This window comes from Flavobacterium sp. (assembly GCF_035760125.1).
GTDB lineage: Bacteria > Bacteroidota > Bacteroidia > Flavobacteriales > Flavobacteriaceae > Flavobacterium.
The window spans coordinates 20,452-29,540 of sequence record NZ_DASTTN010000461.1; the positions used below are offsets into that span (position 1 = coordinate 20,452).

Here is a 9,089-nt window from a genome sequence, read left to right on the forward strand (position 1 = left end):
AAATCAGGGGTGAATTTATATTATTGTTAAGTAAAATTTATTGTCTAATTTGCAGTTAATAAGGAATTGATATATGGCATTATTTAATAGATTGAATTTAAAAGCAAAATCCCTCATTAATACCGGATTTGGAACCAGCGCATCCAGCTACGGCGGTCGTTTCATTAATAAAGACGGTTCGGCAAATGCGGCCAAAAAAGGAATTGGTATTTTGGACAGAATCAGTTGGTATCATACCATGCTGGACATGCCATCCTGGAAATTTCTTTCGATTCTATTATTGTTTTATATCTGCATTAATTTTGTGTTTGCATTGCTGTATTTTAGTATTGGTATTGAGCATCTCAACGGGATTCAAACAACCGATGATGCGTGGGTGCAATTTGGGCAGGCTTATTTTTTTAGTGCCCAAACGTTTACCACAGTAGGGTATGGGCATATCAGTCCAACAGGTTTTTATACGAGTGCCTTGTCTTCTGCTGAAGCTTTGATGGGTTTGTTGAGTTTTGCCATTGCAACTGGTTTGTTTTTTGGGAGATTCAGTAAACCTTCCATTTTTTTGAAATTTTCACATTATGCTATCATTGCTCCTTTTAATGATGGGAAAGCATTAATGTTTAGACTCGCTCCTTATAAAAATACTAATTATATTGATGCCGAAGTCAATGTAACTCTCGGGATGAAAATTGAGGAGAATGGTGTTATGACGAATAAATTTTATACTTTAGATTTAGAATATCAAAAAATAAATTCGCTGGCGCTGAGTTGGACATTGGTTCATCCAATAACAAGCGAAAGCCCTTTGTATGACTTGGGTGCTTCGGATTATGAATCGATTTCGGGTGAAATTATTGTGATTATCAAAACATTTGATGATATGTTTAGTACTACAGTTGCAACCCGGACTTCTTATACTTTTGATGAAGTCGTTTATGGGGCCAAATTCAAATCAATGTATTCCCAAAGTGAAAATCATCAAAGTACTATCTTGGACTTAGGTTTGTTAAGTGTCTTTGATAAAGTTGTTATAGATTAGTTTTTAATTTTTCTTTTAAAATACGTACGCCTTCCGAAGCGATATTTGGAATTACTTCAAGAGGATTTCTAAGATTAGGAATGTTTATGGGTTTTGGATCGATATAATAAATTGGGGTTTTTTTCGGGGTAAAATCAATTAAACCTGCTGCTGGATACACTTGAAGAGAAGTTCCAATAACTGCAAAATAATCGGCTTGTTCCGTTATTGTGATTGCTTCTTCTAATGCTGGGACTTGCTCGCCGAACCAAACGATATGCGGGCGAAGTTGATTTCCTTGTTGGTCAACATCTCCAAAATTTAAATCGTCTTGCCAATCCAAGATATAATTTTCGTTTTTGGAACTTCGTACTTTTAATAATTGCCCATGCAAATGAGTGATATTTGTGCTTCCGGCTCGTTCGTGTAAATCATCTACATTTTGCGTGATGATATAAACGTCAAAATCATTTTCTAATTCGGCTAAAATTCGATGTCCTAAATTAGGTTGTACTTCTTTTAATTGTTGGCGTCTTTGGTTGTAAAAATCAAGTACCAATGCTGGGTTTTTATGCCAACCTTCAGGAGTGGCCACATCCATTACATTATGGCCTTCCCATAATCCATCACTATCACGAAATGTTTTGATACCACTTTCGGCGCTAATTCCAGCTCCGGTGAGAACCACTAATTTCTTTTTCATCTGTAAAACATTAGATTATAAAACTACTCTTTTTTAGTATTTTTGCCAAAAAAATAATGTGCAATGATTGATTTGGATTATCTTAATTTTCTTGAAAATATTATAACAGAAAACAGGAAAGAAAATTTTTTGAAAGTCTTAAAAAATAGAACCAAACATTTTACGATTGCTGTTGAAGATGTTTTTCAGATGCATAATGCCAGTGCGGTGATGCGCAGTTGTGAGGTTTTTGGTATTCAGGAATTACATGTCATCGAGGAACGTTATGGTAAACGAATCGATAAAGAAATAGCAATGGGGGCTCAAAAATGGGTGGATATTTCTACTTACGACAGTGTTACGAATTGTATCGATACTTTGAAAGATAAAGGATACCAAATCATTGCAACTACACCACATGAAAATGATTGTTTGCTAGAGGATTTTGATATTTCGAAACCCAGTGCTTTGTTTTTTGGTACTGAAAGAGATGGTTTGTCAGAAGAGATTCTTAGCAGAGCAGATGGCTTCCTTAAAATTCCAATGGTGGGTTTTACGGAGAGTTTGAATATCTCGGTTTCGGCGGCGATTATTATTCAGAATCTAACTAATAGGTTGCGGAATTCGGATGTTGCTTGGGAATTGACTGAAGAAGAAATTTTGGAGAAGAGATTGGATTGGGCTAAAAAATCCATCAAGGATATTAAGAGGATTGAAGCGAGGTATTATGAAGAAAATCCAAAAAAATAAAATTCAATTTCAATAGCAATTACAAATTTCAAAACTCAAAAAACTATTTTAGTTAGAAGTGCGTTTTAGTATTGCTATTGAAATTTTAAGACTGGAATTGTCAGTTTTATTTGTATTTTTGTGCAGGGAAAAATACTGAGCGGCAAAGTTTCCAATTTTACTAAAATCGATAATTTGAATTAAATAGATTGAAAAAATATTTTAAATATCTGATTTATCTTTTTCTGGTTTTTGGTCAGATGGTTAATGATTGTGCTTTATATTCACAATCAAATTCAGTAGATTATTATCAATTTTCGAATGTAATTCTCAGAAGCGAATCGATTAATAACGGTTCCAATTTATATGTATTCGGTCAGGTGAATTCACCTAAAAAAACTTCCTTTTCAATTCCTTTTGCTTGTCTCGAATTTAAGGATATTTATAGTTTTCAAATTCGAGTTCTTTTAAAAACAAGAACACTGCTTTATCAAGAGTTAAGATCAATTACAACTCAATCCATCTTTATAAATGAGATGATTACTTCGAGAAACTCATATAAAAGTTTATACATAGCCTAGAAATTAATTTTCTATGCATTTATGCAATTCTATGCATAAGTTGATAAAACAAATGTATAATCATTTATCATTTACAAAATGTATAAACATAATAAGAAAACACGTTTGGAGAAATCTAAACAGCCTATTCTTTGGGCAAAAAGAAAATTTATTCTAATTATTACTGCTTTTATGGTCGGAATGTCGAACGGGTTAAGTGAGGGAGACAAGATGATTAATGGCAATCAAAATCAAATAGAACAACAACATAAAAAAGATTGATTTGAATGTCTTTAAATACGTTTTCAGCACCATATAAATAAATATTTTCTGCTAAAGTTCTTGGTTTACGTGAGCGTGAGGGATAGGAGCAAGCTACCGAAGTAGCGCGTATAGCCCGACACCATAAAGAAAAGGGACCGACTCACCGTTGCAATGAGTTGGTCCCTTTTCTTTATGGTGGCACGCCCAAATACTTTTTTGGACACTACCTTATTATTTTTTCTTCAAGATTTTGTATTGTTCATAACAACCGCTTATCGCATCCATGATTTGAAGGTCATTGGCAGATTTGATAAAAGCTTCGGAATAGCTACAACGAGTTAATATTTCGGCAATTTCATCTTGGGAAACGCCTAGTAGTAATGAAATGGTTTCTCTGTCGTATTTGGTTTCTAAAAGGTTTCTTACGGTATCATCCTTTCGCATTTCCCTAAGTTTTTTGAGCTGCTGAGGCCTTTTTCCGAAGAAATTGTAGAGCATATCGGCGGGGTTAAATATAGAGCCCAATACTTTTCCAAATGCTTCGGGGGCGTATTGTCCAGCTTCGTAACCTTGACCTAAGCCGGAAATGCTATAACGGTAGTCTTCTTTTATAGGGATTAATTTGGAGTCGATTTCAAGATAACCAGTTAGGTAATATGGACTTATCACAACCTCGTGTAACGGAATTGCTTTTTGGGTAAGTTGGATGGTAGTTTTTTTGTTTTTGATCCAGTCATTGGTAACGCGAACACGTAATGATTCATAACCAAGAAGAGTTATGTGTAGGGTGTCACTTTGGGTAACAGCCAGCTCAAAATACCCTTTGTTGTCTGTAGTGGTTCCCGTAACTTGATTAATGTTGATGATGTTTACATTGGCTAAAGGAGTACCAGTGTTATCGGTGATAATGGTACCAGAGATTTTTGTGGGAACCTCAGTGGTTTGAGCTACTGTACTTATGGAGGCAACTAAAAATAAAAAAACTACAAAATATTTCATAAACTGATTTAAAAGTTTAAAAGTAGTAAAACGGGATTAAATATTTTGTTGTTCCCTTATAATTATAAGAAAATTAACAAACAGCAAATATTGTTATGCTAAATAAGCCTCTTTTATGTGAATGTGTTTTTTGGTTAATGCCGATGTATTGTAAAAAAAAATCTCCCGAATGTACGGGAGATTTATATTTGAATTGCTAATTGTATTAGTCTCTTCTTGGTCTTCTTGGTCTTGAAGAATCACCAAAACTTTCAGAACGTCTTGGTGCTCTATCTGATGAACCTTCTCTCGAAGCTCTGTCAGATGAAAAACCACCTTCTCTTCTTGGAGCAGATGAACTTCTTTCAGATCTGAAACCACCTTCTCTAGGAGCCGAACCTCTGTCGCTTCTAAATCCGCCTGATCCTTCTCTTCTTGGAGCAAAACTGCCTTCTCTTCTTGGAGCTGAGCTTCTTCCGCCAAATCCACCACCAGAATTTCTTCCGTTGTGATCACGTCTTCCACCACCGTCATTTTTAGAGATTTCAACATTGATACGACGTCCTTCTAATTGTACGTTGTTCAATATTTCCATTACTTTATCTGTGTGCTCTGGATCTGTGTTGAAGAAAGAGAAACCTTCTTTTACGTCTACTTTGAAAACGTCATCACGACCTAAGTCTAATGTTTCTTTCAAGTAGTCTTTCAATGACATCCAGTCGAAATTGTCTCTAGAACCGATGTTTACAAAATATCTTGTAGCACCGCCGTTGTTGTTTTCTCTTGGAGCACCATCTCTATCATCGCGCTCGCGTCTTTCGCTAGATTGGTTAGAGATATCTCTGTTTTTCTTGTAGTAAGCAATAAAACGGTTAAATTCAACAGAAACCATTTTTTTGATTAATTCTTCTTTTGATAAACCTTCCAATACATTATTGATAGCTGGTAAGTAGTTGTCAATTTCGTGATCAACTTCAGTATCTTTAATTTTATTGGCTAAGTGTAACAATTGGATTTCGCAGATTTCAATTCCAGAAGGGATTGTTTTTTCTTCGAATTTTTGTTTGATGATTCTTTCGATAGAAGAAATCTTGCGCAATTCACTTTTAGTTACAATTACGATAGATGTACCTAATTTACCAGCACGACCAGTACGACCTGAACGGTGATTGTAAGTTTCGATTTCATCAGGTAATTGATAGTTTACTACGTGAGTTACATTATCAACGTCAATTCCACGAGCAGCAACGTCGGTTGCAACAAGCATTTGGATTTGTCTTCCTCTAAAAGATTTCATAACACCATCACGTTGCGCTTGAGATAAATCTCCGTGCAATGCAGCAGCGCTGTATCCGTCTTCGATTAATTTTTCGGCAACAGCTTGAGTGTCACGTTTTGTTCTACAAAAAACTACTGAGAAAATGTCTGGATTAGCATCTGCTAAACGTTTCAAAGCTTCGTAACGATCACGTGCATTTACTAGGTAAAATTCGTGTGATACAGTAGCTGAACCAGAGTTTTTGGCACCTACAGTAATTTCAATTGGTTCAGTCATGAATTGTTTTCCAATTCGTGCCACTTCAGCAGGCATCGTTGCAGAAAACAACCATGTGCTTTTTTCGTCAGGCGTAGTAGAAAGGATGTTTACGATATCTTCGTAGAAACCCATGTTCAACATTTCGTCTGCTTCGTCAAGGATGCAATAGTTAATTTGAGAGATGTTTACCAACCCTCTGTTAATCATATCTTGCATTCTACCCGGAGTCGCTACTATAATTTGTGCGCCTCTTTTAATGTCTCTCGCTTGTTCTGTAATGCTAGCCCCACCGTAAACTGCTACCACATTAATACCTTTTTCGTATTTAGAGTAGTTTTTAAGTTCGTTGGTAATCTGCAAACACAATTCACGTGTTGGAGATAAAATCAATGCTTGCGTATTTCTGTTGTTGGCATCAATTTTCTGAATAACTGGAAAACCAAATGCTGCCGTTTTCCCTGTCCCTGTCTGAGCCAACGCAACTAAATCTGTGTCTTTTTCCAATAATAGGGGAATCGCTTTCTCCTGTACTTCGGTCGGATTCTCAAATCCTAGATCTAAAATCGCCTTCAGTAACGATTCACTCAATCCTAATTGTTCAAATTTATTCATATATATTTTTAAAATAGGGTGCAAAATTACTCTTTATAATCCATATAAACTAATGCAATTTTAAGAATTAGGTTTTTATTAGGTTTTGATAATCAGTTTATTATGTTTTTAAATTTACTTTTTAAATTTAGAAATTGCTTTTTCACTGTGAAATTATGTCGCGATTCAAGAGTTTTTGTTAAAAAAAATATCTTAAAAACTGTTTTTAAGTTGTATAGAATTTAAATGAAAATGAATTTAAGTCGTTGGAAATGTTTTTTACTCGTTTTTTGGATAATTATGTCTTTATTTTATCATTTATTTAAGAATGATATTTTCAAATTGCTCCGAAGTTTCAATATTGATTTATTAATTTTGCCAAATAAATTATTTGATTATGCAAACAGCCTCTTTTTCGGGTTTTATAGAAATGGTATTCTTTATGATAGCTTTCTATTATATTTTTAAATTTTTGGCCAAGTTATTTTTACCTATAGTAGTAAAAAAGGTAGTGGAAAAAGCGGGACAAAATTTTCAAGAACAGCAGCAGCGCGCCCAACAAACAACTTGGAAGAAAACACCAAATAATGATGAAATTATAATCGATACTGCCAATAGTAAAAATCCTCGTGAAACTAAAAAAGTTGGGGATTATGTAGATTATGAAGAGATTGATTAAAAAGTGAAATTCCCAAACTGAAAGTCCAAATTACTATATTGAGTATTATATATAGAAAATTTTAAGGACTAAAAAATAAATAACCCAAAACCATATTGAGTATTTAGATTTTTTTTGTCGTAATATTAGACTTTAAAACCTAAACTCTAAAATTTAAACCCATATAATGAAGCAACTTCAAAAGTTCTTTCCGCACGCACTAGCCATACTTGGTTTTGTTATCGTATCTACGCTTTATTTCTTTCCTGTTTTACAGGGAAAACAAATTTTTCAATCGGATATTGCCCAATACACGGGGATGGCCAAAGAACAAAATGATTTTAGAGCAACGCATCATGAAGAACCTTATTGGACAAACTCTGCTTTTGGGGGAATGCCTACTTATCAATTAGGAGCTAAATATCCTCATGATTATGTTGGTGCTATCGATGATGTATTGCGTTTTTTGCCACGTCCGGCGGATTATCTATTTCTATATTTTCTTAGTTTTTACGTTTTGATGTTGGTACTAAAAGCCGATCCGCTAAAAGCCTTTTTTGGTGCCTTAGCTTTTGGTTTTTCTACCTATTTGATTATTATACTTGGAGTTGGGCATAACGCCAAAGCTCACGCGATTGCTTATATGCCAATGGTAGTGGCTGGTTTTGTAATGGTTTTTCAACGGAAATATATTCTAGGTGGTTTGCTCACGATGTTTGCTGTGGCATTGGAAGTAAATGCCAATCACTTTCAAATGACCTTTTATTTACTGATTTTGTTGTTGATTCTTTCGGGGTATTTTATTTATGAGGGAATCAAATCAAAAGAATATAAATCTTTGTTATATTCACTAGGGACACTTATTGGTGCTGGAATTATTGCCATTGGTGCCAATGCAACTAATTTATTGGCAACAGTAGAATATGCCAATTTTAGTATTCGCGGAAAAAGCGATTTAAGCTTCAACCCTGACGGTTCAAAAAGCACTACTGATGGCGCTATGACTCGTGATTATATTACTGAATATAGTTATGGTATTGCCGAAAGTTTTAACTTGATTGCACCCCGATTATTTGGAGGTTCCAATAATGAGAAGGTTGGAACAGACAGTAGCATGTTTGAGTTTATGATTTCACAAGGAGTACCAGAAGCGCAAGCTACCGATTTTGTTTCGGCTATGCCAACGTATTGGGGTGATCAGCCTATTGTATCTGCGCCGGCATATATAGGAGCAGTCGTTTTCTTCTTGGGAATTTTGGCTTTAATTATTGATGAAAGAAAAATTAAATATGTATTCCTTGGTGGAGCATTCTTGACCTTAATTCTTTCTTGGGGGAAAAACTTCCCTGCTTTGACCGATTTTTGTATCGATCATATTCCTATGTATAATAAGTTTAGAGCGGTATCGTCTATTCAAGTTATTTTAGAATTGTGTTTTCCTGTTTTGGCTATTATGGGCTTGCAATCCTTTTTTAAATTGGAAAAAGAAAAGCAATTGAAACCATTGTTACAATCAGGAGCTATTGGTTTAGGGCTGATTATAGTTTTGTTTTTGTCAAAAAGTTTGTTCAGCTTTTCGGGAGCCAGCGATAGTTATTTAATAGAAAGTTATGGACCTAGTTTTGTTGATGCACTTAAAGCCGATCGTAAATCATTATACAGTGCCGACTTATTGCGTTCAGGTTTTTTTATTCTGATATCTGCAGGTACTTTGTGGCTGTTTATAAAAAATAGGATTGCCCAAAATACAGCCATTATTTTAGTTGGTTTATTTATGGTTTCCGACTTGTTTTTTGTCGATAAAAATTATGTATCCAATAAAGATTTTATAAATGGGAGAGATGTAGAAGTGCCTTTTCAGGAAACACCTACAGATATCGAAATCTTAAAAGACCCAACAAATTATCGTGTGTTTGACATACAGGGATTGATGCAAGGAAGAACATCTTATTTTCATAAAGCGATTGGGGGATACAGTGCTGTAAGACCTAAAAGAATACAACAATTATTTGATTATCAAATTGCTAAAAATAATTTAGAAATACTTAATATGTTAAACGTTAAGTATGTAATTC

General features: G+C 34.6%; 9 protein-coding genes. 6 read left to right on the forward strand and 3 right to left on the reverse strand.

All coding sequences use genetic code 11. From position 1 onward, the window contains the following. Window positions 1-73: 73 nt before the first annotated feature. A complete protein-coding gene (locus VFS71_RS16410) occupies window positions 74-1,036 on the forward strand; it encodes an ion channel (RefSeq protein WP_326402632.1) in 963 nt (320 codons plus the stop codon). Here the strand turns inward: VFS71_RS16410 and VFS71_RS16415 are convergent. Then, window positions 1,026-1,718, reverse strand: a complete 693-nt coding sequence (locus tag VFS71_RS16415; protein WP_326402634.1) for an NAD-dependent deacylase — start codon at window positions 1,716-1,718, stop codon at window positions 1,026-1,028. The two genes, VFS71_RS16410 and VFS71_RS16415, sit on opposite strands and share 11 nt — an antisense overlap. 63 nt (window positions 1,719-1,781) lie before the next feature. Between VFS71_RS16415 and VFS71_RS16420 the strand changes: the two genes are divergently transcribed. From VFS71_RS16420 to VFS71_RS16430, 3 genes are all read left to right on the forward strand, one after another. After that, on the forward strand, window positions 1,782-2,447 hold the full coding sequence (locus tag VFS71_RS16420) for an RNA methyltransferase (protein WP_326402636.1): 666 nt from the start codon (window positions 1,782-1,784) through the stop codon (window positions 2,445-2,447). Between the two features lie 188 nt (window positions 2,448-2,635). Next, complete coding sequence (locus tag VFS71_RS16425; protein WP_326402638.1) at window positions 2,636-3,007, forward strand: hypothetical protein; 372 nt, start codon at window positions 2,636-2,638, stop codon at window positions 3,005-3,007. Between the two features lie 78 nt (window positions 3,008-3,085). Continuing rightward, window positions 3,086-3,268, forward strand: coding sequence for a hypothetical protein (locus VFS71_RS16430; RefSeq protein WP_326402639.1), 183 nt, complete (start codon window positions 3,086-3,088; stop codon window positions 3,266-3,268). A 213-nt stretch (window positions 3,269-3,481) separates the two neighbouring features. Here the strand turns inward: VFS71_RS16430 and VFS71_RS16435 are convergent, their stop codons facing one another. Continuing rightward, on the reverse strand, window positions 3,482-4,249 hold the full coding sequence (locus VFS71_RS16435) for a carboxypeptidase-like regulatory domain-containing protein (RefSeq protein WP_326402640.1): 768 nt from the start codon (window positions 4,247-4,249) through the stop codon (window positions 3,482-3,484). A 205-nt stretch (window positions 4,250-4,454) separates the two neighbouring features. After that, a complete protein-coding gene (locus VFS71_RS16440; protein ID WP_326402641.1) occupies window positions 4,455-6,377 on the reverse strand; it encodes a DEAD/DEAH box helicase in 1,923 nt (640 codons plus the stop codon). Window positions 6,378-6,798: 421 nt separating this feature from the next. On the opposite strand from VFS71_RS16440, the gene VFS71_RS16445 reads away from it, so the two are divergent. Together VFS71_RS16445 and VFS71_RS16450 are read left to right on the forward strand one after the other, a co-directional pair. After that, window positions 6,799-7,035, forward strand: a complete 237-nt coding sequence (locus tag VFS71_RS16445) for a DUF4834 family protein (protein WP_414656005.1) — start codon at window positions 6,799-6,801, stop codon at window positions 7,033-7,035. Window positions 7,036-7,201: 166 nt separating this feature from the next. After that, a partial coding sequence (locus VFS71_RS16450; RefSeq protein WP_326402644.1) for a hypothetical protein occupies window positions 7,202-9,089 on the forward strand: 1,888 nt, incomplete at its 3' end.

Bases quoted from the DNA above. Each gene is read 5' to 3' on its own strand.
- VFS71_RS16410 (WP_326402632.1), top strand. From the start codon at position 74: ATGGCATTATTTAATAGATTGAATTTAAAAGCAAAATCCCTCATTAAT.
- VFS71_RS16415 (WP_326402634.1), bottom strand. From the start codon at position 1,718: ATGAAAAAGAAATTAGTGGTTCTCACCGGAGCTGGAATTAGCGCCGAA.
- VFS71_RS16420 (WP_326402636.1), top strand. From the start codon at position 1,782: ATGATTGATTTGGATTATCTTAATTTTCTTGAAAATATTATAACAGAA.
- VFS71_RS16430 (WP_326402639.1), top strand. From the start codon at position 3,086: ATGTATAAACATAATAAGAAAACACGTTTGGAGAAATCTAAACAGCCT.
- VFS71_RS16435 (WP_326402640.1), bottom strand. From the start codon at position 4,249: ATGAAATATTTTGTAGTTTTTTTATTTTTAGTTGCCTCCATAAGTACA.
- VFS71_RS16440 (WP_326402641.1), bottom strand. From the start codon at position 6,377: ATGAATAAATTTGAACAATTAGGATTGAGTGAATCGTTACTGAAGGCG.
- VFS71_RS16445 (WP_414656005.1), top strand. From the start codon at position 6,799: ATGATAGCTTTCTATTATATTTTTAAATTTTTGGCCAAGTTATTTTTA.